The organism is Paenibacillus sp. BT-177 (assembly GCF_025846815.2).
Lineage (GTDB): Bacteria > Bacillota > Bacilli > Paenibacillales > Paenibacillaceae > Paenibacillus > Paenibacillus polymyxa_C.
In genome coordinates this window covers 191,109-217,986 of sequence record NZ_JAOYTP010000005.1, presented here as the reverse complement: position 1 = coordinate 217,986, position 26,878 = coordinate 191,109, and the positions used below count along the sequence as shown (strand labels likewise).

Annotated in this window: 25 protein-coding genes; 16 read left to right on the top strand and 9 right to left on the bottom strand. The window is 47.0% G+C overall.

All coding sequences use genetic code 11. From position 1 onward, the window contains the following. Positions 1–169: 169 nt before the first annotated feature. The 4 genes from OIU26_RS17270 (at position 170) to OIU26_RS17255 (ending at position 3,498) form a co-directional block, all read left to right on the top strand. On the top strand, positions 170–979 hold the full coding sequence (locus OIU26_RS17270) for an AAC(3) family N-acetyltransferase (RefSeq protein WP_264217513.1): 810 nt from the start codon (positions 170–172) through the stop codon (positions 977–979). A gap of 67 nt (positions 980–1,046) precedes the next feature. Beyond that, positions 1,047–1,991, top strand: a complete 945-nt coding sequence (locus OIU26_RS17265; RefSeq protein ID WP_165081594.1) for a metallophosphoesterase — start codon at positions 1,047–1,049, stop codon at positions 1,989–1,991. A gap of 105 nt (positions 1,992–2,096) precedes the next feature. Continuing rightward, on the top strand, positions 2,097–2,837 hold the full coding sequence (locus OIU26_RS17260; protein WP_264217512.1) for a metallophosphoesterase family protein: 741 nt from the start codon (positions 2,097–2,099) through the stop codon (positions 2,835–2,837). A 52-nt stretch (positions 2,838–2,889) separates the two neighbouring features. After that, positions 2,890–3,498, top strand: a complete 609-nt coding sequence (locus tag OIU26_RS17255; protein ID WP_264217511.1) for a GNAT family N-acetyltransferase — start codon at positions 2,890–2,892, stop codon at positions 3,496–3,498. A gap of 138 nt (positions 3,499–3,636) precedes the next feature. On the opposite strand, the gene OIU26_RS17250 is transcribed toward OIU26_RS17255, so the two are convergent. After that, positions 3,637–4,524: an NAD-dependent epimerase/dehydratase family protein gene (locus OIU26_RS17250; RefSeq protein WP_264217510.1), complete on the bottom strand. Its 888-nt coding sequence runs from the start codon at positions 4,522–4,524 to the stop codon at positions 3,637–3,639. A gap of 99 nt (positions 4,525–4,623) precedes the next feature. Between OIU26_RS17250 and OIU26_RS17245 the strand changes: the two genes are divergently transcribed. Further along, positions 4,624–5,379, top strand: coding sequence for an alpha/beta fold hydrolase (locus tag OIU26_RS17245; RefSeq protein ID WP_264217509.1), 756 nt, complete (start codon positions 4,624–4,626; stop codon positions 5,377–5,379). Positions 5,380–5,385: 6 nt separating this feature from the next. Here OIU26_RS17245 and OIU26_RS17240 read toward each other — a convergent pair whose 3' ends face one another. The 3 genes from OIU26_RS17240 to OIU26_RS17230 form a co-directional block, all read right to left on the bottom strand. Next, entirely contained in the window at positions 5,386–6,126 is a 741-nt protein-coding gene (locus OIU26_RS17240) for a GTP pyrophosphokinase (RefSeq protein ID WP_264217508.1), read from the bottom strand. A gap of 192 nt (positions 6,127–6,318) precedes the next feature. Continuing rightward, positions 6,319–7,128, bottom strand: coding sequence for a histidinol-phosphatase (locus OIU26_RS17235; protein ID WP_264217507.1), 810 nt, complete (start codon positions 7,126–7,128; stop codon positions 6,319–6,321). Between the two features lie 60 nt (positions 7,129–7,188). Next, positions 7,189–8,091 carry a LysR family transcriptional regulator gene (locus OIU26_RS17230; protein ID WP_013372859.1) on the bottom strand — a complete coding sequence of 301 codons (903 nt, stop codon included), beginning with the start codon at positions 8,089–8,091 and terminating at the stop codon, positions 7,189–7,191. 424 nt (positions 8,092–8,515) lie between these two features. On the opposite strand from OIU26_RS17230, the gene OIU26_RS17225 reads away from it, so the two are divergent. From OIU26_RS17225 to OIU26_RS17205, 5 genes are all read left to right on the top strand, one after another. Continuing rightward, a complete protein-coding gene (locus tag OIU26_RS17225; RefSeq protein WP_025365744.1) occupies positions 8,516–8,974 on the top strand; it encodes a chemotaxis protein CheX in 459 nt (152 codons plus the stop codon). Positions 8,975–9,013: 39 nt separating this feature from the next. Continuing rightward, entirely contained in the window at positions 9,014–9,793 is a 780-nt protein-coding gene (locus OIU26_RS17220; RefSeq protein WP_013372857.1) for an SDR family NAD(P)-dependent oxidoreductase, read from the top strand. A 121-nt stretch (positions 9,794–9,914) separates the two neighbouring features. Beyond that, the gene (locus tag OIU26_RS17215) at positions 9,915–11,306 is read left to right on the top strand and encodes a DEAD/DEAH box helicase (RefSeq protein WP_264217506.1); all 1,392 of its coding nucleotides are present in this window, start codon (positions 9,915–9,917) and stop codon (positions 11,304–11,306) included. A gap of 18 nt (positions 11,307–11,324) precedes the next feature. Continuing rightward, the gene (locus OIU26_RS17210; protein WP_025674065.1) at positions 11,325–12,071 is read left to right on the top strand and encodes an ABC transporter ATP-binding protein; all 747 of its coding nucleotides are present in this window, start codon (positions 11,325–11,327) and stop codon (positions 12,069–12,071) included. Positions 12,072–12,073: 2 nt separating this feature from the next. Next, on the top strand, positions 12,074–13,297 hold the full coding sequence (locus OIU26_RS17205; RefSeq protein ID WP_165081607.1) for an ABC transporter permease: 1,224 nt from the start codon (positions 12,074–12,076) through the stop codon (positions 13,295–13,297). A 122-nt stretch (positions 13,298–13,419) separates the two neighbouring features. On the opposite strand, the gene OIU26_RS17200 is transcribed toward OIU26_RS17205, so the two are convergent. Next, complete coding sequence (locus OIU26_RS17200; protein WP_013372853.1) at positions 13,420–13,536, bottom strand: hypothetical protein; 117 nt, start codon at positions 13,534–13,536, stop codon at positions 13,420–13,422. 206 nt (positions 13,537–13,742) lie between these two features. Between OIU26_RS17200 and OIU26_RS17195 the strand changes: the two genes are divergently transcribed. After that, a complete protein-coding gene (locus OIU26_RS17195) occupies positions 13,743–15,020 on the top strand; it encodes an ATP-binding protein (protein ID WP_013372851.1) in 1,278 nt (425 codons plus the stop codon). 104 nt (positions 15,021–15,124) lie between these two features. Here OIU26_RS17195 and OIU26_RS17190 read toward each other — a convergent pair whose 3' ends face one another. Continuing rightward, positions 15,125–16,423, bottom strand: a complete 1,299-nt coding sequence (locus OIU26_RS17190; protein WP_025674060.1) for an aminotransferase class I/II-fold pyridoxal phosphate-dependent enzyme — start codon at positions 16,421–16,423, stop codon at positions 15,125–15,127. Positions 16,424–16,603: 180 nt separating this feature from the next. Between OIU26_RS17190 and OIU26_RS17185 the strand changes: the two genes are divergently transcribed. After that, a complete protein-coding gene (locus OIU26_RS17185; RefSeq protein ID WP_016820055.1) occupies positions 16,604–17,389 on the top strand; it encodes a helix-turn-helix domain-containing protein in 786 nt (261 codons plus the stop codon). Positions 17,390–17,530: 141 nt separating this feature from the next. Here OIU26_RS17185 and asd read toward each other — a convergent pair whose 3' ends face one another. Together asd and OIU26_RS17175 are read right to left on the bottom strand one after the other, a co-directional pair. Continuing rightward, entirely contained in the window at positions 17,531–18,328 is a 798-nt protein-coding gene (asd, locus tag OIU26_RS17180; protein WP_264217505.1) for an archaetidylserine decarboxylase, read from the bottom strand. An 88-nt stretch (positions 18,329–18,416) separates the two neighbouring features. After that, positions 18,417–19,544 carry a YheC/YheD family protein gene (locus tag OIU26_RS17175; RefSeq protein ID WP_264217504.1) on the bottom strand — a complete coding sequence of 376 codons (1,128 nt, stop codon included), beginning with the start codon at positions 19,542–19,544 and terminating at the stop codon, positions 18,417–18,419. 206 nt (positions 19,545–19,750) lie between these two features. Here OIU26_RS17175 and OIU26_RS17170 point away from each other — a divergent pair, with 206 nt between their 5' ends. The 4 genes from OIU26_RS17170 (at position 19,751) to OIU26_RS17155 (ending at position 24,534) form a co-directional block, all read left to right on the top strand. Continuing rightward, on the top strand, positions 19,751–20,914 hold the full coding sequence (locus OIU26_RS17170; protein ID WP_264217503.1) for a glycosyltransferase family 4 protein: 1,164 nt from the start codon (positions 19,751–19,753) through the stop codon (positions 20,912–20,914). A gap of 45 nt (positions 20,915–20,959) precedes the next feature. Next, the gene (locus OIU26_RS17165; protein WP_081317883.1) at positions 20,960–21,811 is read left to right on the top strand and encodes a WIAG-tail domain; all 852 of its coding nucleotides are present in this window, start codon (positions 20,960–20,962) and stop codon (positions 21,809–21,811) included. 337 nt (positions 21,812–22,148) lie between these two features. Then, positions 22,149–22,739, top strand: coding sequence for a sensor domain-containing protein (locus OIU26_RS17160; protein WP_165081617.1), 591 nt, complete (start codon positions 22,149–22,151; stop codon positions 22,737–22,739). A 4-nt stretch (positions 22,740–22,743) separates the two neighbouring features. Then, positions 22,744–24,534, top strand: coding sequence for a helix-turn-helix transcriptional regulator (locus OIU26_RS17155; RefSeq protein ID WP_264217502.1), 1,791 nt, complete (start codon positions 22,744–22,746; stop codon positions 24,532–24,534). Positions 24,535–24,701: 167 nt separating this feature from the next. Here OIU26_RS17155 and OIU26_RS17150 read toward each other — a convergent pair whose 3' ends face one another. Beyond that, positions 24,702–26,480, bottom strand: a complete 1,779-nt coding sequence (locus tag OIU26_RS17150; RefSeq protein WP_264217501.1) for a M4 family metallopeptidase — start codon at positions 26,478–26,480, stop codon at positions 24,702–24,704. Between the last annotated feature and the right edge of the window lie 398 nt (positions 26,481–26,878).

Sequence of the window (26,878 nt, the reverse complement as noted above, 5' to 3'; positions counted from 1 at the left end):
CAGAGCCAGCCCATAGGTTGTACTCAAACAGGCTTCTTCCCAACCGGAGAAAGCCTGTTTTTTTGCGCTCAGGAATGATGGAGGGTAACATGGAGGAAGGAGCGAGGGACAGCACTTATGGTATAATTATAATATTGTGTATCGTTTTGGAGAAAAGGAGGCTGGACAGGTGACTGTGCAACCGATAACGAATCGACCTGTCACGAGGTCGGATGTAATGAAAGGATTAAAGGAGCTGGGAGTTCAGAGCGGCATGACATTGCTTGTTCACTCGTCGATGCGCAGCTTTGGGCGCTTTGTTCCAGGCGGGGCCTCCACCATTCTTGCCGCATTAACCGAAGCGATTGGCCGGGAAGGGACCCTGGTGATGCCAACACAGTCACACGACTTGACAGATCCGTCCACCTGGATGAACCCGCCTCTGGATGAGTCGTGGTGGGAACTGGTCCGCGAGGAAATGCCCGCTTATGATCCGGCCTGGACGCTGACCGGAGGGATGGGCGTCATTGTAGAAACGTTCCGTGGCCTGCCGGGAACAGTGCGCAGCGGGCACCCGCACGTTTCTCTGGCGGGGCGTGGACCTGCTGCTATAGGCTTGCTGGAAGCGCATGAGCTTGATTTTGGGCTGGGTGAGCATTCGCCCTTGGCAAAGCTGTATGAGGCAGATGCCTATGTACTGCTGCTGGGCTGCGGACATGACAGCAACACCTCCTTACATTTGGCAGAATATCGAACAGCCTACAATGGACGTGAAGTTGTCACGCATCAAGCCCCTATGATTGTGGATGGGGCCAAAACGTGGGTGTCTTTTCAGGATTATAATATTACCTCGGATGATTTTGAGCAGTTGGGACTTGATTTTGAACGGGAATGTCCCACATCCTTTATGCGGGTGAACATTGGAGAGGCTTCATGTTTTTTCGCAAGGCAACGAGATTTGGTTGACTATGCAGAGCAGTGGTTGTCCACTCATCGCTAAAGCATTTGGACAGTAGGAAGTGCTGAGAAATGAGATAGAAAGGACAGAACGCAAGGGGGAACGCATAATGAAGAAGATGTCGCAAATCCGCCGCGAGAGTCAGGATGGCCCACATCAGGAGGCCACTATCCCTCCCGGTTCTTCGCGGCGTTCCTTATCAAATGAGCCAGCCAATCCTTCCCGCCGCCGTTTTTTGAAAAAGGCGGCTTTAGCCACAGCAGGAACTGCACTATTGGCTGGAGGATATGCCTCCTTATGGGAGCCTAATCATTTGGAGATTACACGCTTCAACTTGTCTCTCCCTCGTCTTCCGTCTGCATTTGACGGAATTAGGGTGGTGCATTTCAGCGATGTGCACTTGGGGTTTCACATGGATGAGCAGGATCTGAGCGAGCTTGCGGACCGAATAGCAGGTCTGGAGCCGGATTTGCTCTGTTTTACAGGCGATATTGTAGATGATTATTCCGTATCGATGAAGGCTGCTGTTCCAGTTATGGCTTCCATGCACGCTACCCTCGGTAAGTTTGCTATTCTGGGCAATCATGATTATAGAGGCTTACCCGCCGGCGTTCAGGAGCTATATCCAAAAACCGGATTTACACTGCTGAGAAATGAGCATGCGGTTGTAGAGCGCGCGGGACAACGTGTGGCCATCGTCGGCTTGGAGGATAACATCATGGGCAAGCCCAATCCGCAGCGTGCAATCCACGGACTGCCTGATGAGATGTGCAAGCTGCTACTGATGCATGAGCCGGACTATGCAGATGTGGCGGCACAAATGTCCTTTGATCTTCAATTGTCAGGACATACACATGGGGGACAGGTACGTTTGCCTGTCATTGGAGCACCGATGCCGCCCCCTGGTGGACGCAAGTACATTCAGGGATTATTTCATGTGGGAACGGATAGAATGCCACTGTATGTCAGCCGAGGCATTGGTATGACACATTTGCCAATACGGGTGCTGTGCAGACCGGAGCTTAGTGTTATTACGTTAAAATCTGGCCAATAGGTCATGATCTTTTTTTCATCTTCATCATATATGTTGGAACTACATAATGTTGGCTTGAATGTAGTGTAGAGATGTAGCCGTTTCGGACAAAGGAGTGAGATTCAGATGGATCGTATTGCTGTCATTTCAGATATTCATGGCAATTGGCCTGCTTGTGAGGCGGTGCTGGAGGATATTGCTTCCCGAGGCATCAGCCGTGTGTTTTGTTTGGGGGATCTGATCGGCAAAGGGCCTAGCCCGTGCGAGGTTCTGGATGCTATCCGTCAACATTGTGAAGTCGTCGTTCGGGGCAATTGGGATGAGCTGGTTAGCATAACGGATGATCTCAATTTTAGCTGGCAAGCCGAACGTTTGGGTGCAGACCGAGTGCAGTATTTGGCACAGTTGCCGTTTCATTATGATTTCAGAATGAGCGGACGTCGTTTCCGCTTGGTGCATGCCTCGCCGCAAAGTGTGTATCATCGCGTACAGCCATGGGATGAGCCAGCCAAAAGGCTTGCCATGTTCGATCCGCTAGCTGAAGAAAGTGGAAAAGTACCTTTTGCTCCAGAGGTTGTGGGATATGGGGATGTGCATAATGCCTTTATCCAGCATTTTCAGGAAAAAACACTTTTTAACGTTGGGAGTGTCGGGAATCCGTTGGATATTACCCAGGCTTCCTACTGCATTTTAGAGGGGCGATGGGGAGAGGAGCAGCTCACGCCTTTTTCCATTCATTTTGTACGAGTACCCTATGATATAGAATTGGCAGTAAAACAAGCAGAGGAGGCAGATGTGCCTTCTTTGGCATATTATATTCGAGAGCTGCGTACCGGAATTTATCGGGGAATTCAGGACCTGGATTAAGTATGGAAATATGCATGGCTAAAAGCAGAATCCATCCGCAGGAGGGAACATTGTGCTGACCAGAGAAATGCTTCGTCTCGGATTGCCGGAGCTTTACACTCGCCGAGTCCGATTGCGCCAGCTAAAAGCGGAGGATTATCCTGCGCTGGAGCGGATCTTATCCGATCCATTGGTAATCCAATATGTGAATCGAATTCGCAAGCCAGTCTATGCAAGAATGAGACGCCTGGTTGCGCAAATTAAAATATCAGCTGACTCACTGGACTCCCTACATTTTGCGGTGGAATGGCATCGGAGAAATACAGGAGAGAGCAATCTGCATGATGAATTCAACGAACGGTCCTCCTCATCGTTGCTCGGTATTGTTTCTTTTCAGCAATGGAATGAAAGAACGGGTGAGGCACAACTGGGCTATATTCTGGATCGGCCTTTTTGGGGACAGGGACTGGCTACAGAAGTCGTAGGAGAAATGCTAAAATTTGGTTTCGAGTCTTTGAAGCTCAAGCGGATCGAAAGCCGTTGCCAAGAGAATAACCAGGCTTCTATGCGTGTGCTTATGAAAAATAAGATGCGCCTGCTGCGCACCATTGGTGCCTATGATCCCTCAGGAGAGGTGCCGAGTGTATTGGTATTTTCAATGACCCAAGGGGATTATGCCTAGAAATGACATTGGAATATTTTGTTACAAAGATGAAATATAACTGCAAAACAACTCTAACACAGGACGGGTACAATACAGACATGACCCCCTTTTGAATAATATATTTTGCTGGGACCCGAAGCTTCGGGTCCTCTTTTTTTATGATTCATAGGTACGGTTCAGGCTGATTACCAGCTCTGGTAACCATTCGTTTAGGGAGAGGAATGAGTATCCCTCTGACTGGGCATTGGATGTATCCATGTACCACGACTGTGTAATACCGAATGGAGACATATGCTCGTCTGCTGTTTTTTCTTGGATCACAGCTTGTTTTCCCGTGACCTGCTCGATAATGGAAATGATATCTCCAATCCTTACTGTACCGTCGGAACAAGCATTTACAGGGCCTGTTAAATGAGCAGAACCAAGCCAAAGCAGAAAATCTGCAGCTTCATCGGAACGAATAAATGAGATATGGGCTGCGGGATTAGGTACTCCAATTTCTTGGCCTGCACGAACATGTTCAATATGAAAATGAAGTCTTTTCGTATAATCATCTGTTCCCAATACAATCGGAAAACGAACAGCTACTACAGGGAACGTAGCTTGCTGCGTAAAAACTGCTTCAGCCTGCCGTTTAGCCTCTTGATATGTAAAATCGTCCTTTCCGCCCTGGCGAACTGGATAAGCCTGAGGATCGAAGATATTCTCTGTCACCGCTTCCGGGCTTGGATCATAGACAGATAGGCTTGAGGTCATAATATACCTTTTGGCTTTAGCATCAAAAATACGACAGGCTTCGCTGGCTTCATCTGGGGAATAGCAAATATTATCATAAACAACGTCCCACACTTGCTCACCTACCGCCTCTGCGAGCGCTTGCGGGTCCGTACGGTCTGCACAGATCCGTTGAACGCGGTCACCAAACGAATCGTTTGTGTGGCCCCGCGTGAGAATAGTAATGGAGTTCTCGGAACTGTCCAGCAGACGTTCCACCAGTCTCTTGCCGAAAAAGCGCGTTCCTCCCAAAACAAGTGCCTTTTTCATACTTACATCACTCCTCATGGAATGGTTTTCATTTATATTAAGATAGACGGACTAAGGAATGTAAAAGATACAGGACGCAATGAAAATGAGGAGGATCACATGCCATACGTAAAAATTCAGGATTTAGAGATTTATTATGAAAAAATGGGTACAGGAGATCCCGTCATATTTTTGCACAGTCATTATTCAAGGGGAATCCTGGCTTTTTCATCTCAATTACTTGATTTTCAGCAAAAGTATACATGTTATTTTCCCGATCACCGGGGACATGGCAGAACGAAATGTGACAGCCTGGAATGGAGTACCCCTCAACTTGCAGAAGATGTGATTAATTTTATGAAGGCCCTACATATCTCCAAGGCCCATCTTATTGGGTACAGCTGCGGAGGCAATGTGGCTTTATACTGTGCGGTGAAGCACCCTCAAATGTTCGCAACCCTTACCACCATTGGCTGTAGTGGAGTCGCATGTCCTGAGGGGGCAGATGAGTTTGAGCCGGAGTGGCTCATCCAAAACGAATGTTATGAAATGATCCATCAAATGATGGAACGCCATGAGGAAGCGCATCAAGGTAATTGGCAGGAATTTATGCGTCAGAGCGCTCAGGATTGGCGCCAATATCCGCAATTGACACGTAATGAGTTAAGCCGCATTACGTGCCCTGCATTATTTATCGCTGGTGAACATGACGATTTCGCCACAGAAGAGCAGCTTCAGAAATTATGCTCATGGGTCCAAGATTCACGTTATCTAGTTGCTCCGGGTTGTAGTCATCGACCGCACATGCTTAGAGAACATCCCATTTTAATCAATGATTCTATTCTTCAATTTTTGAATAAACATGCTATTGGTTGATTAAAATTATTCCCCTAGAAGCTTCAAAAAATTGGCTGGCACCGTAATTTGCTGATTATTAATCATAATCTTTCGAAGCTCTTCCATAGAGTCTTCTTCACCTCTGGCATCTTTAATCTCCTTGATTTCACGATGCAGACGTTCCATTTGCAGATCCAGCGCATTAGCGGAATCCGCTGCGTTCTTTAATTCACGTGTCAGACTCTCGGGAACAGACTGGTTGTATTTATAAAAGATTTTATGCTCCAGGCTTGCCCAAAAATCCATCGCAATGGTTCGAATCTGCACCTCTACGCAGACTAGTTCCTCACAGTCCGACATGAATACAGGAACTTGAACCAGCAAATGCAGACTCTGATAACCGTTCGGCTTGGGATTCTTGATGTAATCCTTGATTTCCAGCACCTTGAGGTCACTCTGTCTCTGAAGCATGTTACTGACATCATAAATGTCAGAAATAAAAGAACAAGTAATACGTAAGCCCGCGATATCCTTGATAGAATCTTTGATAGCATCCAGCGATAATTCGCTATTTTTACGAAGCATTTTGTTCATGATGCTCTCAGGAGATTTAAGGCGTGATTTGGTATGCTCAATAGGGCTGTAATCGTGCAGCGCTTGAAATTCCTGCTTTAATATTTCAATCTTGGTTTCCATTTCGTCGAGTGCAAACTTATAGATGAGCATAAATCGCGTGATGTCATGCTTTAGCTTTTTGATCTTGTCCATAGGATCTTCCAATTGCATATGTAATTCTCCTCACACAAAGATGTTGTTTATTTAAAATAGTGGGGTTGTACGGTTTTAAGGCGATTGGTAGCAGAGCGAGGATTTGAATCTGGAGAAGCGTTAGTGTTCGCCTTTGCAATGGGATTGTTACCCTATATAAGGGTTTCCCAAGAATCCCATTGCAACAGCGATTCCCACCCTTAATACATTTTAAAGCGCCACAGGAATTTTACGTTTTTCTTTAAAATAAACCCATTCCTGGAAGCCGATATCCTTTAGCATCGCTTTTACGTCTTCCCAATCGTCGCCTACCCGTGAAGGCTTATGGGCATCCGAACCAAAAGTGACCTCCACACCAAAATGGTGCGCTCTTTCTAAAATAGAAGCAGAGGGATACCATCCGCCACTCAGCTTGGTTTTACCTGAAGTATTAATTTCAATCGCTACATTGGATTCCGCAATCACTCGCAAGGTTTCGTCAATGGCTTCATCGGCAGGAATGTCTGAAAAGGCAGGGAAATTCCCTTTCATGGCGTCAATATGACCTAAAATCTGAAACATGCCGCTTCGCGCAGATTGCTGTATGAGCGCATAGTAGGCTTGTTTAACCTCGACTTTACGAGCGTCACTTAATTTTTTCCAACGGTTGCGGTTAAAAATGCTGTCCCCTTCGACATTGTGAATCGACCCGATAAGGTAATCAAATGGATAAGGAGCCAAAGTGGAACGATACAATTCAGCAAAATCAGGGAAATAATCCGTTTCCAATCCAAGGAGCACGTCAATACGGCCCTCGTATTCCTGCTTAAGCTCCTGTACTTCTTTTACATATCCAGCAAGCTGTGACTTGGCCATATAAATTTTAGGAAAAGCCTGATCCTTTTCGCTACATAGGAAGGGGGAATGGTCGGAAATACCAATAGCTTGTAAGCCTGATTGAATACCTGCTTCGATGTAATCCCGAATGTTGCCGTCTGCATGACCGCAGCGGAAATGATGGGTGTGCAGATCAAATTTCATGGACTGTCTTCCTTTCGTAACCAAGGTTTATATTGTGTATGTTGTTCATAGCGAATTACGTTATTCAGAATTGGTGAAATTCGTCTCCGGCATCCCCTTCAGATCGCTCAAAAATTGCTGCATTGCCGAGTTTAGATAACGGCCGGACTTATAAATCACCCCTACCGGATGACTAACTTCCAGCTCGGGAATATGGATCATTTTTAATGTGCCTGTACGCAGTTCAGAAGTGACTGACAGTCTGGAAATTATGGCAGCTCCGAGATTGATTTCGACCATCCGTTTGACTTCCTCACTGCTGGACAACTCGATCACGACATGGGGCACAATTTGGTGCTTTTTAAAAACATCGTCCACGAATTTCCGTCCTACCGTATCGGGAGAGAGCAGAATGAGCGGAATTTCCCGAAGGGCTTCAATAGTAGCGTGTGGTTGCGAGGCCAGCGGATGTGTAGGAGACACGACAAGCTCAAAAGAATCATAATACAGGACTGAAGTGCTTAGATTGGGATTACGTTCGATCAGATAACCGATACCAACATCAATAAGTCCGTTCTCCACCTGCTGATAGATCATCGAGGAGGCCATGGATTGAATGGAGGTTTTGATGAGAGGGAACTGATCCTGAAAGTAGGAGAGCACACGCGGTAAAATTTGAATGGCGATGGATGTTGTGGTACCCAGCGCAATGTGACCCTGCGGTGTTTCGTTCAAGTCATACAATCTCTGTCTTAATTCCTCAACAACCTCCAATATGCGCTCGGCGTGTTCCAAAAAAACAACTCCCCGGTCGGTCAGGGTGACGGGCTGGTTGCGGTCAATCAGAATGGTTTTGAACTCATCCTCTAGACTTTTGATTTGGGCGGACACCGCCGGCTGCGTCAAATTGAGAAGTTCTCCGGCTTTACGGAAGCTCATCGTTTTGGAAATCATGATAAGTGTTTCAAGTTGACTGATGTTCATGAAGTTCCTCCTCTCTTTTCTTTAGCTTGTCGCAGCTGTATAAACTGAGTTTAGCCAATCTACTTGTTTATATGTAAAACCATCGTTATGCTTTATTTCATTAGATTATAGGTTATTCGAGCAGGAAGGGCAATGAATCGAAGCAGTACACCGTAAAGTGTGGTATATTGGGGAATAAAGACTAAAGTCCTGATATACTTTAAAAATAACCAGTCTAGATTCGGCTTGTAGTAAAGATATAGGACATTATTCACATTTTTTGTGCTTTAGCTATAAAAAATTGCCGGACTGCTGTCGATAAGTGATAGAGAGAGTATTTTATTGCAGGTTGAGTCGTTATCCAGCATTATTTAAATAAAAATTCAAATTTAAATGGGACTTTTGTTGTGTGTCTAAAAGCCCATCGTAAAGGGGCGCAATGATCGTGAAGGCAGAAGTGATAAATCCTTTTTTGGAGTCGGCGAGACGGGTCATTGAACAATTGATCCAAGTTTCTCCTTTACCCGGAAATCTCGGTGTGAAAAATGTCGAGTTGGTGGACGACCATATCTGGATTATGATCGGGATGACTGGACAGCTTAGCGGAAATATTGTGTTCGGCCTGAATGAGCAGGTGGCGCTACGTATGGTATCGGCGATGATGGGCGGATTTGTGTTGACTGAAATTGATGAGATGGGCAAAAGCGCAATTTCGGAATTGGGCAATATGATTAGTGGCAATGCCAGTACAATTTTGTCCAGTCAGGGAATTGTCGTGGATATCACCCCTCCGCAGGTCATGAAATCAGAAAACTTGACCACTTTTGTGCCCCAGCGCGCCCTTTGTATTCCGCTTTCGGTGGAAGGAATCGGTGAGCTGGATATTCAGGTGATGATCTCTTAATATTAAAGGAGTAAGTTTCTTTAATGTGGAGGGATGACCATGAGTACATTGCAGGATAAGGTAATTGTGATTACAGGTGCATCCAGTGGGATTGGCGCCCTTTGCGCTCAGTTGTTGAGCGCAAAGGGCGCGATTCCTATTTTAACAGCACGTTCGCAGGAGCGATTGAAGCAAGTATCTGCGGGAATCAGCGGCAGGCATGAGCTGATCCCATTGGACGTTACCTGCCAGGAGCAGGTAGAGGCTGTTGCTGCACGGGTATTGGAAGAATACGGACGGGTTGATATATTGCTCAACAATGCAGGTTACGGAAAGTTTGAGTATTTTAATGAAACCGACCTGACAGAGTTTGAACAAATGATGGACGTGAACTATATGGGGGTTGTTCGCTGCATCAAGGCATTTCTGCCGCAAATGACAGAGCGGAACGATGGGCAGATTGTGAATGTAGCATCGATGGCTGGGAAAATCGGGACAGCCAAATCGGCTTCTTATACGGCCACAAAGCATGCGTTGCTCGGTTTCAGCAATGCGCTCCGGCAAGAACTGCGCGGAAGTGGAGTGACCGTAACGACGATTAACCCCGGGCCGATTGATACACCGTTTTTTGAGCTGGCAGATCCTTCAGGGGGTTATGTGCGGAATGTTGGCTGGTTTATGCTAAAACCTGATAAGGTAGCACAGCATATCGTAAGGGCGATGGAGCTCCGCAAGGAGGAGGTTAATCTGCCACAGTGGGTATCTCCTTTTCTCAAGCTGTATCAATTAGCTCCCAGACTGATCGACAGGCTGGGGCATGGTGTGATGAATAAGAAATAATAGATGTCCCGTAGCCATTAGGTGTGGTGAGGGACATCTTTTATTTTGGTGATTTGGTAACAGGGCTATTTTCGCATATAATGGAGAGTAACGAATTTACGTATAGGGGTTGGACCTTTTCATGACATTGAATTTTGAAGCGCTCGGCGTTGAACAAGATCTGTTAGACAAACTGACCGAGCATGAAATTACACAGCCTTCGCCAGTTCAGGCAGAGGCTATACCGGAAATAATGAAGGGAAAGCATGTATTGGCGCGCTCACAAACCGGTACAGGCAAAACACTGGCTTATTTGCTACCGCTGCTACAAGCCATTGACCCACAGAAAAAGGCTACACAAAAGCTGATACTGGCTCCAAGCCAGGAATTGGCCATGCAAATTGTACGTGAGGGTCAGCGCTACGGAGAGCATCGTGGAATCCGTGTACTAGGTTTGATTGGTGGGGCGGCAATCAAGCGCCAAATCGATAAGCTAAAGGATCATCCACAGCTTGTGGTAGGCACACCAGGACGTGTACGGGAACTCATTGCTTCGAAAAAGCTGAAGATGCACAATATTACAACAATTGTCATTGATGAGGTGGATCAGATGTTCCAGCTCGGCGGAGCCGGCGATGTGACCCATATACTGGGCTCTGCTCAACGTGATCGTCAATTGGTATTCCTGTCCGCAACGCTGAATAATGAAATTCAGTCATTGGCACAACGGGAGATGCCTGATTACGTAGAAATCGGGATTGATCCTGATCAGAAGACGGCCAGTGGACTGGAACATTACTACTTTGTATCCGAAGAACGGGATAAGGTGGATATGCTGCGCCGTCTGGTGCGGCATTTTAATCCGAGAAAAGCGCTGGTGTTCGTAAATACGACCAATGCCATCGGGGAAATTGAAGCCAAGCTCAAGCACATGGGCCTAACTACGGCATCCTTGTATGGAGATGCAGATAAAGTCACGCGCAGCAACGTGTTGGCTCGGTTCCGCGAGGACAAGCTCAAAGTGCTGGTCGCTTCGGATGTGGCAGCCCGTGGTCTGGATATTGAGGGGCTTGAAATGGTCATTCATTTTGACCCGGCTACGGATAGTCAAGCTTATGTTCACCGCGCAGGGCGGACAGGACGTATGGGACGCAAAGGACTGGTGGTGTCGGTGGTGACCGACCGCGAAACGTTCATCATGCGTAAGTTTTCCCGTGAGCTGGGAATCGATATTGCAGAGCGTGCGTTGTACGGAGGTCGAGTTGTAGTGCCGCGCCCGGCGGATGCCAAGCGTGCCCCTGTAAGGCCATCTGAGACTAGATCCATTTCCAATGGAACGGTGACGGAAAACCGCAAGACACCTGTTCGGACTGAAGCAGGGCGTCCAGGCAGGAATTCCGTGAACGGTTCAGCTCCAGGCAAGAGCAAAGGAGCAGCCTTATCCAAAGCAGGAAAGGCACAGCGCGAGCGTGATCGTAAAAACAAGGGTGCGCCAAGATGGCTGAAGGAAAAAGGATCAAAACCGAACGAGTAAGGGAGAAGAGGGGGAGCCATGGAACAACAGCCTGTGTTGCAAATTAACGGACTGACCGGTGGATACAGCGCCAAACGCCCGGTACTACATCAGATTTCGCTCGATGTGAAGCCGGGAGAAATGGTGGGACTGATCGGTCTGAACGGGGCCGGGAAAAGCACGACCATGAAGCATATTTTGGGACTGATGACACCGCAGGCCGGAGAAATTCGCGTACAGGGGCATAAGCAGGATGAGAATCCCGAAGCGTATCAGGGAGCTATTGCTTTTGTACCCGAAGCTCCAGAGCTGTATCCTGAAATGACAGTGATGGAGCATATGGAGTTTACGGCTAGAGCATACGGAGTCAGCGAAGCAGATTTCCGGACGCGCAGCGATCAAATGCTGGACTTGTTCCGTATGCGGGATAAAAGCGGAAGTATGTCGATGCATCTCTCCAAAGGGATGCGCCAGAAAGTGATGATTATGTGCGCATTTTTAGCGGGGCCGCCGTTGTATGTCATAGATGAGCCTTTTTTGGGTTTGGACCCGCTCGGCATTCGTTCCCTGCTTGACTTTATGTTGGAGATGAAGCGTTCGGGTTCGTCTATTTTGCTCAGTTCTCATATTTTGTCCACGATTGAAAATTATTGCGATCGTTTCATTGTGCTTCATCAGGGTGCCATCATCGCTCAGGGTACGCTGGACGAAGTGACAGCACAGGCGGGTAAGCCGGGCATGCCGCTGGAAGATGCATTTTATGAGCTGGTACAGGGCAGGGATTGAGCATGGATTTGCAACGTTTGCATAAAGAAAGACGTCTAGCGTTTTGGGGACAGGTGCTGCCTTATCTGGGCTATGTCATTCAGAGCGGCCTTGCAGTGGTCTTCGGCTTTTCGCTGATTGCCTTTGCCGCATGGTACACGTCCTTGCTGATGCATATTCCGCCGGATTTGCCCATCCGCTGGATCATGCTTATTGTAGCTATTCCAATCGCGCATGCGAGCTTTCGAACGTATTTGAATGAGGCAGATATTGTCTTCCTTCGTCCCCAGGAGCACGCGATGCCCCAGTATTTCAAGGCCAGCCGGATTCGAGGCGTGGTATATAAAATATTCGGGTTGCTGCTGCTGTCCATTATTTTGTGGCCGCTGTATATTCGCAGTGATGCTGCGCCTAAGCCGCTGCTATTGACTCTGCTGCTGTTCGTGCTGCTGAAGGTGCTATTTAGCTACGGCGGCTGGCAGGAGCTTCGCATGGTATCGATTGGCGGGAGTGTAGGCTATCGTCTCCTGCGGTGGGTTCTGGCTGTGCTGATGGTAGCCGCATGGCTATGGCAGCCTCCGCTACACAGCTTGCCATTTATCGTGTTGGTTGGCGTGGTGTACGTGCTTGTTCTGCGTTTACCGGTCAAACTGCTAGTGGCTTGGGAAAAACTGATCCGCACAGAGGGCATGCAGGCTGCTCGCGTGATGCGTACGTTGGGCTGGTTTGTCGATGTGCCTGCCCTTACGCAGAGAGTGACGCCGCGCCGCTGGCTGTCCTGGCTGGGTGGTAACATACCTTGGAACAGAAGGGGAGCGTATCGTTACTTGCTGTTTAAGACGTTCTTGCGTACAGAGCCAGCAGGCATTGTCATTCGGTTAGGTATTCTGGGTCTGTTAATTATATATATCACCCATGCTAGTTGGATTGGTATTGCCGTATATTTATTTTTTATATTCCTCATAGGTGTTCAGATCACTTCTTTAAGACAGTATCACAGGGATTCGTTGTGGCTTCAGTTATATCCGATTCCTGCGCATAGTCGCCGTGCGTCTTTTCTTGACTTTGTTGTTCGGTTAACGTTGCCGGCTGCGGTGGTGCTGTGGCTTCCTTTTCTGGCAAAAGGAACGGAGGATCTACTGTCTACATTGCTTATATTGGTTGGGGGAGTCCTTGTTGTGTTCCTGCTCCGTGGTACTCAAGCCAAAAAATGGCGTTTGGACGGACAGGATGAGGAAGAAGTGTGACCCATATCTGTGTGAATAAAGTAAAGGCTAATTCGCAAGCAGCAAAAGCTGAGCTGCCTGCGGATTAGCCTTTTTTTGTACATTCGCTGCTATGGTAGTCGTGGGTGCAGATATCCGTCTGCTTAAACGAAGATCGTTTTGCTGATGATAACTAATAAAATGAACAATACCAAAATTGTTCCTGTGCTTGTGAATGCGCCATAACCACCGTAACCGCCTCTTGTTTCTTCTGCTCCCATGCTCATTCTCCTCTCGGTCATTGTGATAAAGGATACATCGTATCTTATGAAGTGGGTTTTTGGATTGCGTGGGCCAATGTTCTGGTGTGTTGCCGAATCGCCCTATATTTTTCATCAGATACACGAAGTGAGAGAGGAAAAGGTACGTATTACCGAGAATAGAAGAAGTATGTAATCATTATCACTTGGAAAGTGGGAAAGACGAGATGCTGGTAGATAAGCTGCTCGTGAACATATTTCTTGTGTTTGTACCGTTACTCGTATATAGTGCTTTGTCGGATCATCGGCATAGGAAGCATACCCCGCTGCTTATGGGAGGGGTGCTGGGTGTTTCTTCTGTGCTTTGCCTTATGTTTTCGTACATTTGGTACGGATTATATTGGGATCTTCGCTATGTTCCTTTGATCCTTTCTGTTTTATATTTTGGTCCTACGGCAGGTCTAATGAATGTGACGCTAATGGTAATGGCTCGCATGTATGTAGGCCCTGAGTCTATGGTGGTGGGGCTTCCGAGCATGATGTTGTGTTATTTGGGACCTCTCTTGGTAAGAAACAAATTTATGCAGCTCAAAAGCATGTTGCTTCGAGTGGGCATGAATATGGTAATGAGTATATGGATTACTGGGGTCATGCTGATTTTTCTTTTAATACATTCTTGGATCAATGGCAGACTGGATGAGGATGAGATTGAGCTGATCCGTTCAATACTCTGGTTCGGTGTGATTCAATTCCTAAGTATTGGAGCTTCTTCTTTCTGGATGGAGTTTAGTTTGGAGCGAGAAGAAATGAGAAGAAAAATTAAATATGCCGAGCGTCTGAATACGTTGGGTGAACTGGCAGCCTCTATGGCCCATGAAGTACGGAATCCTTTAACCGTCGTAAAAGGGTTTCTGCAAATGGTCCAGTCAGGATTAGAAGGGAAAAATCGCAGATATGTTGCTTTGGCACTGGCAGAAGTGGATCGGGCTGAAAGAATTATTAGCGATTATCTGAACTTATCCAGACCGCAGATTGGAAACACAGAACGGATGGATCTGTCTGGCATGGTTCAACAGATCGTTTTGCTTCTGAAGCCAATGGCGAACAAGCAAGGCGTAAGGCTGTATACAGAGCTAAGGAATGAAATTTACATACATACAGATCGTAACCAGCTGCTACAGGCGTTAATACATGTGACGAAAAATGCGATTGAAGCTGCGGAAGATGGAGGCAGGGTATACATAAAGCTGACGGTTCAGGAAGAGCAGGCATGTCTAAGTATTAGGGATACTGGAAAAGGCATGAGCCAGGAGCATCTCGAACGAGTGGGTACATTGTTTTTTTCAACCAAAGAGGTAGGCACAGGACTGGGAACGGTCGTTTCCTTTCGAATTATTGAAGCCATGAACGGGAGTATACGCTATGAAAGTGAGCCCGGAGTCGGAACGGAGGTCGTCATCCTCCTACCACTGGCACAGGAATCTCTGCTCGCTGCGGAAGGATAATTGTGCGGACGTGTGATGGACAATAGTCAGCCAATCAAAAGCGGTATGCCCTAATATCTGGCATACCGCTAGTTATCCTATATATTTAACCTGATACAGACAGATTAGGCGTTTAACAAATCTTGTGCGCCACGATAAACAATGTCATATAGGTCTTCCAGATACTCTTCTTCGATACATGAGAACGCAATACGGAGATCGTATTCACCCAATGCAATCGTGCCTACCCCATATTGCTCCAGCAAATGAGTGCGCAGTCGTTCAGCAGACAAGCCGTTTAGCTTGAGACACATAAAATAGCCTGAATTGAAAGGATAGTAGCTCCATACATCCCCGTATTTTCCGCTATCGAGCAACGCTTTGACTTTATTAGCCCGCCCCTTCATAATTTGGAACTTTTCATTCTTCTGTTGCTCAAAATCGGGTGATTTGAGGGCATCCAGTACGAAGGTTTGAGATGGGTGAGGCCCGCTCGAAATCGTTGCCCGGATAATCCCTAGTGTTTTTTGTTCCAGCGCACTCAGTACATCCTGATGCTCCGAAGCAAAGGTAATGAATCCGACACGGAAGCCCCAAACGAATTCTTCTTTGGTAGCTCCGTCAATTTTGACTGGTAAAATTCTCGGATGAAGTCCGGCTAGCTGACCGAATAATGATTCATGCAGGGAGTCCTCGAAGAACAGGCCAAAATAAGCGTCATCTGTCACAACTACGACATTGATGCCTGCTTCCGCCGCTTCCTGAATGGCAGCGACAATAGCTTTACCCTCTTCAATGCCCGGTGTATAGCCTGTCGGGTTGTTCGGGAAGTTCAGTACAACGATCGCTTTGCCGTATTCTTTCTGCGCTAGTAGCGCCTCGCGTAAACCCTCACTATTAAAACGGTGATCCTCTGTGAACAACGGGAAATTCACCAAACGTCCATGACGGCGAATACCGAAAGTCAGTTCATAGTTCTCCCAGTTTTTATCTGGATAAATGACAGCATCTCCTTCATCCGTAAACAGGTCGGCAACGATGCTCAAACCGTGGGTCAGCGCGTTCGTAACTACAGGAAGGCCGTAGCCTTTTCCAGCCAGCGAAGGATTTTCTTTCAGCATTTTGTCACGCCATACGCTACGAAGTTCAGGTTTGCCCGCAGGGGGAGCGTAAGGATATAAATCCTTAGGACTATAAGCGGACAGCTTCTCCTGAATTACCTCTAAATGCATAGGGCCATTGCCTTCAGTAGCAATCCCGATCGTAGCATTATATTTTTTGGCAAGTTTCCCTGCCTCGGCAGATTGACTCAAGATCCCTTCTTTTGGAAAATAAATCTCTTTACCTAAAAGAGAAAGCATTTGATATACATGCTCGTTGCCTGTCTGAATGTTTTGATTTAACTGCGCTGCCAGTGGATTCATTCCCGTTTCATCCTTCCAAGTCATTTTGATTACATATTATAGCATTACACACGGTAAGCGTCACGCACAAGCATTAGGGACCATAAGAGCGTATTTTTTGCTTAATCGTGGCGCTGCGCTTATATTATAAAATAACGGGATAACAGGACAACCAGAGATGAACAAAAGGAGGTGCAGATTTTGCTGGATACATCTGCGTCATCGTTTATCCTGCTGCCGGCCTTTGCCAAAATTGTGTGCGAGCCGGGCTGGAAATGGCAGGTACGCGAGAAGCCGATGCCAAACTATGATTTATTTTATGTATGGAGCGGAGAAGGGACGGTTGTCTTAAATGGGGAAGCCTATCCGGTGAGCAAGGGCAGCTGCTTTCTGTTCAAACCGGGAGACGATACTCGTGCCACACATAATCCGCAAAAGCCGCTCATACTTACTTATATTCATTTTGATCTCACCGAACAACCCAAGCAAATACCAGCCAGCTACCGTATGCTGGAGGAAACGTTCGAGGTGGAGCATATGCTTGCCAGATATGTCCGTCTGCGTCTGGAGCGTGCCTATGGGGCTGATGAGGAGGGCAGGCTGATCCTAAAGCAACTGATGATTCATCTGCTGCGTGCAGACCGGAAGGAACCGCAGGAGCAACAGGCCAGTAACCAGCTCACCGAGGTCATTCGAGAAACGGCTAACTACGTGCGGCAGCATCCGGGACTTCCTCATCGAGTCGAGGATTTGGCAGCACGTGCAGGGCTGTCACCGCGTTATTTTTCGATAAAATTCAAGGAGCTGCTAGGTGTTTCTGTGCAATCTCATATTATCAGTATGCGGATTGAGCGCGCGCAGCACCTACTGCTACATGCCGGAATGAATGTGACTGAGGTGGCGGAGGCTTTGGGATACCGCGACATCTTTTTCTTCAGCCGCCAATTCAAGCAGTATACAGGAAAAAGTCCGTCTGAGATTCGATAAGGCTATTAACGCATGACGAATATAAAGGATAAATCAAAAAGGACCAGAGCAGTTACGCTGGGTCCTTTTTCATATGAGCCATTTGAATCATTCGATCCGAATGCTTAAATGTGCAGCTATTTTTTTGTTGCAATCCTTCATTTATGCTTTAGGATCGTGTTGAAAGCTACCAAGACGTTGTCCCATTTTCACCACATCCCCCAGCTTCAATGCGGGGTCTGGCTCAAATGTGTCGTTTTCAGTCAATAAAACGACGGTTGAGCCAAATTCGAAATAGGCGAGATCGTCACCTTTTGTCCATGAGACCGCTTTTTCATCCGTATATTTGATGCTGCTCACATTCATTGCGCCAACCTTGACGACCGCCACCTCACCATATTCGTGGGCCATGTACGTAATCTGTCGTTCATTGCGACTAAGAACTCCCCTCATATGCTGCAAGCCGAAGTCATTCACTGGGTATACTTTGCCGCGCAGATGCTCCTTTTCTACCAGTGTACCGGATACCGGTGCATGAATGCGATGATAATCAGTCGGGCTGAGATAGAGCACAAAAGCATAACCGTGTGTGTACTTTTCAAGACGCGGAGAGCGATTAAGAAGCTCTTCCAGCGTATAGTCTTGCCCCTTGACGTTCAAAAGAGTACCAGACGTAATTGGGCCGGTAAAAGTAATCCGTGCATCCACCGGACTGGTCATCACCTCGGCGTTCGTATCAATCGGGCGCATGCCCGCTTTTAATTTGCGTGTAAAATAGGCGTTCAGGGAGCGATATTCTTTCCAATCCTGTTCCGCCTCATGCGTCTGGATCTGGTACGTACGTATAAAGGTGGGGATAAAAAGTCGGCTTGCACCGCTTTGCGCGAAGGAGCCCACAATCCGGCACACCCACTTGCGCGATGATAGCTCCGTCATAAGCCGCAGCCACTGTTTTGCCATTACAGATCCCCCTTGTTCATTTCCGAGCCGTCTTGGCCGGAACCTGTCCGGCCGCTCTGAACTATATTGACACAGAATGTGACGTAAATCAATACAGGGGACGGCCTGGTGAACGTTCAGTGCCTGACGAAGACATTCGTTCGAGAAGCCAACGTGCGTAAGCCATTGGCTGAGCGTACGTTTCTTTCCAGACATTACTCATGCCTGCCTGGCTAAAGCCATAGCGCTGATCACGACCATTGCATTCGATAAAAACAATCTTGCCTTCATGGGTAATTCCCAGATCCAGTCCGACATCGGCCAGACGGGGCAGGTGTTGTGCCAATCGGTGGACGATTTGCAATGAGAGTCTCTCTAGCTCATTCATCAGCCGGGCTATGTTTGAGTTTTGAACTGTCTCTGTTCGTGATAACACCTCTGGTAGGGAACAAGCCGTACCGCCTTGGGCTACATTCGAGACGAAAGTGTGGGATGGAGCAATTTTGGCAAACATGCCTGTCACCCCCCAGATTCCGCCATACCCACGCTGAACGGTCACACGGATATCGAATGGACGATTGTCGCACAAAGCAAGCGGAATGGTTTGCTGTACGATATGAGGCACATGCATCAGTCGCTTATGCAGAAATAAAGGGAGCTCTCCGACCTTCAACCGTAGGGTGGACCAACGTTCAGATATCGTTGGATGAGCACATTGCAATGTCCAGCTTCCGTTGGAATGCCTCAGCCGCATAATTCCTCTACCTATGCTACTGCTACTGGGTTTAATTACAACATCCCCGGTTTGCTCCATCAAGGTACGGATGGAAGACAGGTTGCCTTGCAATGTTTTGGGAAGGTGGGGATGTAGCAGAGGATCTTCCTGTAGAATTGCATGTATATGGTCTTTGCCGAAACGGTTTTGTTCATTAAAAATATAGAATCCCTTGTGTACCAGCCTGTTGATATCGCGGGCATTTTCATTTTGCCGATAGAGAGTCCGATTGTGGATGACTGGCGGCAACGGAAGAGTCATCTGCCGATACTCGTTGCCGTTTTTAACAAAAGCCCGGCATGTTCCGGTCGACATATGAATATCTTCCAGACGAAGAAAGCAGGGGATTAGCTCGTAGCTTAACCCGGCCTCCTCGTAATTGGCGATAGATTCATAACGCGTCCTCATGACGGGAATGCCCCGGTAAGTTGCCGGGTTGAGCATGACGCCGACATGCAACATGAGTATGTCCGCCCTCCTTATCGTCAATCCAACTGACCATATTGTGATTCTAGTCCATCATATGTATCAAAGGTCGGCCAGGCATGGACGCTAGCCTTGCGATATGCCCAAAGTCATAAGCCAAGCACCTTTCAGAGCAAGAAACGATATGATACAAGATGAGTGTTGAAGGGTGAGGGAATAAGGTAAGGAAAGTAGGTGAGGTGATGCAGAGGCTGAAGGTAGCAGTCATTACACCGGGATCTTTTGTTATACCTTCGCCCCGCAGCAGTTCAGTGGAGCGGGTAATTGCTCGTATGGTACCGCTGGCTAGCCATAAGCTTCAGGCACAGATCTATGGCATAAGAGGAGCAGAAACACCGGATCACGGCGATGTTGACGGAATTCCTTGTATGCGCTATACGCGGGGGGCAGGTTATATTCCCGAGGTAATCGCTGATTTGAAGAGATGGTTACCTGCGGTAATAGATGTACACAACCGCCCCGCAGTTGCGTATGCCATTCGCGAGGCTTTGCCCGATAGCAAAATTGTGCTGACTTTGCATTCCACCACGTTCATCCGGGAGCCTCACCTCAAACGGAAGGACATGGGTAGGCTGCTGTTGTCGATGGATCGTATTATTGTGAACAGTGCGTATTTGGGGGCAATCGTGGCCTCTGACAGTCCCGATGCGGTCAGAGAACGCATCGTCATCAACAAGCTGGGTATTCATCCTGGCGATTTCCTGCCACGGTGGACTCCTGCAGCAGAAGCGATTAGGTCGGCACGATTGGACGATTTCGGCTGGTCAGGCCGCCGAATCGTGTTATATGCAGGCAGACTGATGCCAGGAAAGGGAGTTCATCGGCTGCTAAAGGCTCTGCGGCGTATCGTCCATAACTGTCCGGACGCGCTGCTGCTCATAGCAGGGAGTGCCTATTACGGTCACGACCGCCTCACGCCGTACACCGCAGCATTGCATCGGCAGATCCGTAAACTAAGGTTGGCGAGGCATGTGCACTTCCTCGGCTATGTGCCGCATCCGGCATTGGCCTCGTTATATCAGTTAGCCGATGTAGCCGTTGTTCCTTCTATTGAAGCTGAAGCCTTCGGGCTGGTCAATCTGGAAGCCATGGCGGCAGGAGTACCTGTGGTAGCATCACGAATCGGTGGTATTCCGGAGGTTATACAACACGGCAAGACAGGCTGGCTTGTTTATCCGTCACGCGGCGAGCAGGAAATGGCCGACGCCATCACCAGGTTGCTCCAGCAGCACGACTTACGGCGACAAATGGGAGAAGCCGGGCTGGACGAGGTACGGAGGCGATTTTTATGGCAGCACTCCGCCCAACGCTGGGCTCAATTTATAACAGACTGCGCAACTGAGTGACGTGGTCGCGGTTACGTGCATAGGCTATCTCATAGGCATTAGGCCATGATTCCCACCTGGGTGAATGAAGCGGAGCGACCGCTGGTTCACTCCTGTGTCAAAGGAGCGGTCATCATGAACCATCGCACGAACCATAGCCCTAAGGATAAAAAAATAGCACGGCGTAACCTTTCCAATACAGTCCCCTCTCCCCGTGTAAACAAGGAAAAAACGGCTTCGCCTGCTGGCAGTCCCAGACCCACTCAGCGTGGAACAGCAAGGGTACCTGTTCCCGTAGAGAAGGATACCCCGGTGCAAGCTATAGAGGAAGCAGCATGGAAAAAGCATAAGCTTCCCAAAACGCTGGAGGAAGCGATGCAGATGAATCGAGCATCTGTGCTGCTGTTGTCTGTGCCTGACTCAGATACCGAATACGGAACGGATCACGACATGGCGTCTATGAAGACGGAAGGTCAGACCGAGCAAGATTCGTTATTGGATTGCTCTATAACCAGTATTCATATTGCGGAAGGAAGACAGCGTCCAAAGCAGCGAATGCGCTTGCCAGAGCAAGATACCCATCTAGTTTCTCAGACTGAAAAAGAATTAGGTCGGAATGCCATTCATGTTGGCTCAGTGACCGATGACGGGACTACTGACAGTGAAGTGACTTTACCTCAATTTGGCAGCACTTCTTTTTATCTTTCTGCACAAGAAGTTACAAGCAAAGTGAACGTTGTGTTTGATAAGCCTTTTATAGACACGCAATATGCAATCACCGCCAATGCGAGCGTACCGGGAGTGATAGTGTCCGTCACACAACGACAGAGGCATTCGGCAGTGCTTACAGTGGAACGCAGACAACCGGGTCAGATATGTGAGGGATGGATTCTCTGGATTGCGATGGGGACATCATAGATAATAAATATACACAGCTTTTGTTTAAGGTAATGTTAGAACAACCTCAGACACTGAAACAGGAATGAAAAAACGCCATTCTTTCCTATGATTATAAGGAAAGAATGGCGTTTTTTTACTTCTTTTTTTTCGGCAGAGCATAATAGCCAAAAGCTAAATCGAGGGAAGGTAAAGGAGCTAATGCATGACATAAAAAAGAGCTTAGTACAGCTTGTTTTATAGTCATGACCTACAAATATGACACTTTGACACTACCGTATGTGACAGATAACAAGTTAGATTCGAAGGGCAATTCATAACGTATTAGCAAATAAAATAAAGAGTAGGAGAGAATCAAATGACGAAAGAATCAGCTCGCAAAAGGTTGCAAGATTTCTACTTTTTGTTGTTTACCTTCGGATCGGGACTGTTTTATTTTTGCTTCTATTTGGTCAGCATTACATTTGCGTTGGGGATGGCGGTTATCTTCGTGGGTATTCCCTTGTTGGCGTGTGTGTTGCGAACAACTCACACGTTTGTCCAATTTGAACGCATTCAGACGAAGGTTTATACGGATATATCGATAGAGCCAATCCTGACAAGGACAAACAGTGGAAGGGATAAATGGATGAAAGCGAGAGAAGCCATTCTTAATAGTAGCAATTGGAGGGCGGTTTTTTGGCTTATGCAGAAATTTTTTATTGGGGTGATCAGCCTTATATGTGCCGTTATACTGTACATAGCTCCGATCGTATTTATCGTTACACCGATACTTTTTCAACATCTTGATATATACTTATGGGGATTCGCTGTAGATTCATGGGAAAAGGCTATATGTGTTATGCTCGCTGGGTGTATTCTCGTCTGGATCAATACTCGCATTGGAAACAGCTTAGTTAAAATAGTCGGAATGTACACGCATTCCATGTTTAAAGCTATTAAGAGGTGATAATTTGTTTACAACCTGGAAACAATGGCTCTGGTATGACTGGTTATTGCTTTGTATACGTTTTGTCATCTGGTTTTCATTGATGATAACTACTATCCAACACCAAGACCATTTAACTGTGCCCCTTTGGATCATCGTTCTTTGGGAAATTGCCGCATTTTCAATACCTTGGATTTGTTTAATGTTCAGTTATCGCTACTATCTGCTTACTGAGATGGTTTTGTTTGGCGGAGTGTGCTTTTACTTAACCTTATTATTTCCGGCGGCATATCTTGCATTTTTAATGCCAACTTTCATGATCGCGGCAAATAGTGCTCATAAATCATTCCGTTGGTCGAGTTCTATCACGGTTGTTTTGTTTCCATTGCTCGTTGCAATATTTTCCCCAGGAACAGATCTATGGGCGATTATCCCACAAATCGGTCTGGCTTTTGCGATAGGATTTTCCTTCCACTTACTAGTTTCTAATTACCGCCAAAATGAAATTATACGCAATCAGAAGCTTGTGCTGGAACAGTACCTATCTCAGATTGAGCAGATTACTTTGTTAGAGGAGCGCGACAGACTTTCCAAAGATTTGCATGATACGATGGGGCATTCCTATACCTCGATCATTATGGGGTTGGAAATATTGCGTACGGAATTAGCAACAAAAGATGGAGAGCAGAAAATCGACTCATTATTGCAATTAGCCCGTAACAGTATGGAGGAAGTGAGAGCCTATTTGCATCAAATAGATTCACCACAAGAATCGCTTCCCTTGACTGTTACTTTGCAACAATTAGCAGAGGAGTTCCAGAAACATGCAAAAGTAAATGTACGCACTCGAATAATAGGGGAAGAGTACATAGTCTCCAAACAAGCGAAAATGACGCTCTATCGGTGCTTGCAGGAATCGCTGACTAATGCTGTGCGCCACGGACAATCCACCGAAATCATTGTGTCACTGCATTTTGAGCCACAACAAACAAGATTGGATGTACAGGATAATGGTCGCGGAGTGGAGGAGTGGAAGGATGGCTTCGGATTAACTGCAATGAAAGAACGTGCGACACAGTTACAAGGGAGAGTCACTGTATACTCCGAAAAGGGCGAAGGGACGTTCATCTCATGTGTGTTACCCAGACTGATACAATTGTCCGATGAACGAATCCGCTTGTGTATCGTCGATGATCATTCGTTTATCCGAGACAGTCTCCATACCATCTTGGACGGACAGGAGGACTTACAGGTAGTGGGGGTGGCTGAAGATGGAGAACAAGCAGTGGAATTGTGCAGAAGCCTGAATCCAGATTTGATATTAATGGATTTGGAGATGCCCAATCAGGATGGGATTCGTGCGGCCAAAATAATCAAGGAAACATGGCCTGACATTCGTGTCCTCATCCTGTCAACGTTTCAGGATACAGAGAGGGCGAAGGAAATCATGCGAAGCGGTGCTGACGGGTATTTGCTGAAATCCATAGAGTCACGTGAACTGGCTGAAACGATTCGCCTCGTCTATCGGGGAGGCACGGTAATTAACCAAGATTTGTTCCATAGAATGTGGGACGGAAATGATGAAGAAGAGTCAGTCGGACCGAGGTCAGATGGAGAAGAGTATGGCTTAACGAAACGTGAACTAGAGGTTTTGAATCTTCTATCTCAAGGAAACCGTTATAAAACAATTTCTGAGAAACTTTACCTATCCAACGGCACAGTAAGAAATTACGCCTCCACTCTCTATGACAAGCTGGGAGTCAACAATCGAGAAGAAGCCGTGCAAAAAGCAAGAGATACAGGATTACTTTTGTAAGAGAAAAGGGCGCCCCCTTGAGGGGGCGCCCTAAATAAGGGGGGGAAGGGGTGCAGACTTGTACACTGCACCCCTATTTTTCGTCCATGGTATGGGCAGGGCCAAGTGACAGTTGCACAATGGCAAAGGTCTATGGACGAGAATTTGAGGAGGATAGTGTATATGATTTAGTTTACGCCTACAGCGTCAAAAGACTTGGCAGCTGCAGTTGCTTCTGCTGAGTTCGCCCCGTACAGATCTTTTGCGGCTTGGATCACAGCAGCACGTGCGTTGGAGAAGTCAGAGGAAGAAGTCAGGTAGTTCGTAAAGGCACTGTAGTAAATTTGCACCGCTGCATCACGGCCAATTCCATTTACAGTTACGCCATGGAAATTACCACCTTGTGCTAACAAGTAGTAAGCTTTATTGATAATACCGCTGTTGGTGTGAACACCGCCGTTATCGGAGCTGCCTCTGTACAGGTTGGAATAGTGATCTGGTTGATCGTACAGGGTTGGATTGGACATTGAGCGAAGGGCATCGCCTGCAATGTTTGGCGTGTAAATATCATCGCCTACAAGCCAGTTTTTGCGCTGAATGTCATTACCGATAACGTCTGAGAAAGCTTCATTCAATGCGCCGGACTCTCCGTAATATTCCAAATTCGAAGTATACTCTGTGACACCATGCGTAAGTTCATGTCCTACTACATCGGGGTCCCCGCTGAAGGCGATAAATGTGCTACCGTCTCCATCTCCATAAGTCATTTGGGAGCCGTTCCAGAAGGCATTGTTGTAGCGGCTACCGTAATGGACCGTCGAACGAAGTTGCAGACCGCGTCCGTCAATGCTGTTGCGTCCAAATTTGGCTTTATAGTAATCATAGGTTTTAGCAGCATACGCATGGGCGTCCACACCAGCTGGATCATTCCATACATTATCGGCATCTGTCAAAATGGTACCTGGGATGCTTTGACGGTTGGAGGCCGTGTAAGTCACGATTCCGTTACCGCGTGTTGTATCTTTTAACTGGTAGCTACTGCCGGAAGCGGTAGTAGTGAACGATTTGGAATCACCAAGCACACCTTTACCTGTGCCTGTCGCTTCATTAATGATGTCATACTGGAATACGATGCTGCCGTCATTGGCATCAATAATGTAGCGGGTACGCAGTGGGGCAGGTTCTAAAACATTAACTTCTGTTACATAAACCAGCAGCAGGTCATCCCCCTTAGGGTAGTAGTAGAGTTCTGCTTTAGGATCTACTTCAGGCTGCAGATTAGCGATTTTGGCAATGGAACTTTTTTCTGGTTCCACTGCTTCAATTTTGCTATCTTTCAGGACAGATGCCTGATCAAGACTCAGCTCGTCCTTATCAACAGAAATCGTTTTGTCGTTGTTAGCTGCTTCGGCGTAAGTATCTTTACTTACACTGCTTGGCTCCTCAGCGTCTTTAGAAATAGTATCGTCGGAGGTAGGGAGGGCTTCAACCCGTGCAGCTGCTTCTTTATATGCGGTGTAGACCGCTTCAGAAGCGCTGATTTTTGGAGTTGTACCTTGCGTAGCTTCTGCCTGCTGATCCTCATTAATCACCGCTCCTAAGTAAGAGGTGACCTCACCAGATTTGCCCACATGAATAGTTTGTTCAGCTCCATACACGGGAATTCCGTTTACATACTGCTTCAGTCGATAATGGCTTACACCGGATTTGTCGCTTGTGCGATCAACGATTCGGAATTGTTCACGTACACTGGAGCTATCCACACCCAGCAACGATTTCTTTTGTCGATTTAAATAGCTCCATACAATGTCGTCCCCCGATACCGAGGTAGGTGCTTTCCATTGCTCGGCGTGGAAGGTCGGTGTAAGCTGAGCTGGCCCCGAAACGGAACTCTCCGCAGATGCACCAGACGCGACAGACCCTAATAACATAGCTCCTCCAAGAAGCGAAACCCATACTTTTTTCATTAAAATTCACTCTCCTCGATTAATGTCAGGATGAATTATCCTGTTTTGAATAAGGCATTACGCCATTTATGTAGGTCGTGTTGTCGTCTGGGGTAGAAGAATGGAACATGAAGAGAAATACCGAAGTGTTATTCATGAAGCGTGCGTGAAAAGAGGGTACTGCATTTGAAGCAAGTAGCCTAAAAAGGTAACAAACTCCTCCCTTCCTGTCGTATACAAAGATAGTGGAATAAAAGCGGATAATGGAAAAAAGTTGCCTTATGCAAAAAAAACAAAAGTTGATTTTTCGAACTCCCATCATCTGGCTCTGATATTAGCACAGAGAAAGACGGACGAGAAGATCTATGTAACAAATTTATCCAAAATGATTCTTTAGACCCTAAAAACTCATTTATTTA

What these genes read in the sequence shown, in the direction of transcription:
- OIU26_RS17265 (WP_165081594.1), top strand. Translation starts at nt 1,047, where the DNA reads ATGAAGAAGATGTCGCAAATCCGCCGCGAGAGTCAGGATGGCCCACAT.
- OIU26_RS17260 (WP_264217512.1), top strand. Translation starts at nt 2,097, where the DNA reads ATGGATCGTATTGCTGTCATTTCAGATATTCATGGCAATTGGCCTGCT.
- OIU26_RS17250 (WP_264217510.1), bottom strand. Translation starts at nt 4,524, where the DNA reads ATGAAAAAGGCACTTGTTTTGGGAGGAACGCGCTTTTTCGGCAAGAGA.
- OIU26_RS17245 (WP_264217509.1), top strand. Translation starts at nt 4,624, where the DNA reads ATGCCATACGTAAAAATTCAGGATTTAGAGATTTATTATGAAAAAATG.
- OIU26_RS17240 (WP_264217508.1), bottom strand. Translation starts at nt 6,126, where the DNA reads ATGCAATTGGAAGATCCTATGGACAAGATCAAAAAGCTAAAGCATGAC.
- OIU26_RS17235 (WP_264217507.1), bottom strand. Translation starts at nt 7,128, where the DNA reads ATGAAATTTGATCTGCACACCCATCATTTCCGCTGCGGTCATGCAGAC.
- OIU26_RS17230 (WP_013372859.1), bottom strand. Translation starts at nt 8,091, where the DNA reads ATGAACATCAGTCAACTTGAAACACTTATCATGATTTCCAAAACGATG.
- OIU26_RS17220 (WP_013372857.1), top strand. Translation starts at nt 9,014, where the DNA reads ATGAGTACATTGCAGGATAAGGTAATTGTGATTACAGGTGCATCCAGT.
- OIU26_RS17215 (WP_264217506.1), top strand. Translation starts at nt 9,915, where the DNA reads ATGACATTGAATTTTGAAGCGCTCGGCGTTGAACAAGATCTGTTAGAC.
- OIU26_RS17210 (WP_025674065.1), top strand. Translation starts at nt 11,325, where the DNA reads ATGGAACAACAGCCTGTGTTGCAAATTAACGGACTGACCGGTGGATAC.
- OIU26_RS17205 (WP_165081607.1), top strand. Translation starts at nt 12,074, where the DNA reads ATGGATTTGCAACGTTTGCATAAAGAAAGACGTCTAGCGTTTTGGGGA.
- OIU26_RS17200 (WP_013372853.1), bottom strand. Translation starts at nt 13,536, where the DNA reads ATGGGAGCAGAAGAAACAAGAGGCGGTTACGGTGGTTATGGCGCATTC.
- OIU26_RS17195 (WP_013372851.1), top strand. Translation starts at nt 13,743, where the DNA reads ATGCTGGTAGATAAGCTGCTCGTGAACATATTTCTTGTGTTTGTACCG.
- OIU26_RS17190 (WP_025674060.1), bottom strand. Translation starts at nt 16,423, where the DNA reads ATGAATCCACTGGCAGCGCAGTTAAATCAAAACATTCAGACAGGCAAC.
- asd (WP_264217505.1), bottom strand. Translation starts at nt 18,328, where the DNA reads ATGGCAAAACAGTGGCTGCGGCTTATGACGGAGCTATCATCGCGCAAG.
- OIU26_RS17175 (WP_264217504.1), bottom strand. Translation starts at nt 19,544, where the DNA reads ATGTTGCATGTCGGCGTCATGCTCAACCCGGCAACTTACCGGGGCATT.
- OIU26_RS17170 (WP_264217503.1), top strand. Translation starts at nt 19,751, where the DNA reads ATGCAGAGGCTGAAGGTAGCAGTCATTACACCGGGATCTTTTGTTATA.
- OIU26_RS17165 (WP_081317883.1), top strand. Translation starts at nt 20,960, where the DNA reads ATGATTCCCACCTGGGTGAATGAAGCGGAGCGACCGCTGGTTCACTCC.
- OIU26_RS17160 (WP_165081617.1), top strand. Translation starts at nt 22,149, where the DNA reads ATGACGAAAGAATCAGCTCGCAAAAGGTTGCAAGATTTCTACTTTTTG.
- OIU26_RS17150 (WP_264217501.1), bottom strand. Translation starts at nt 26,480, where the DNA reads ATGAAAAAAGTATGGGTTTCGCTTCTTGGAGGAGCTATGTTATTAGGG.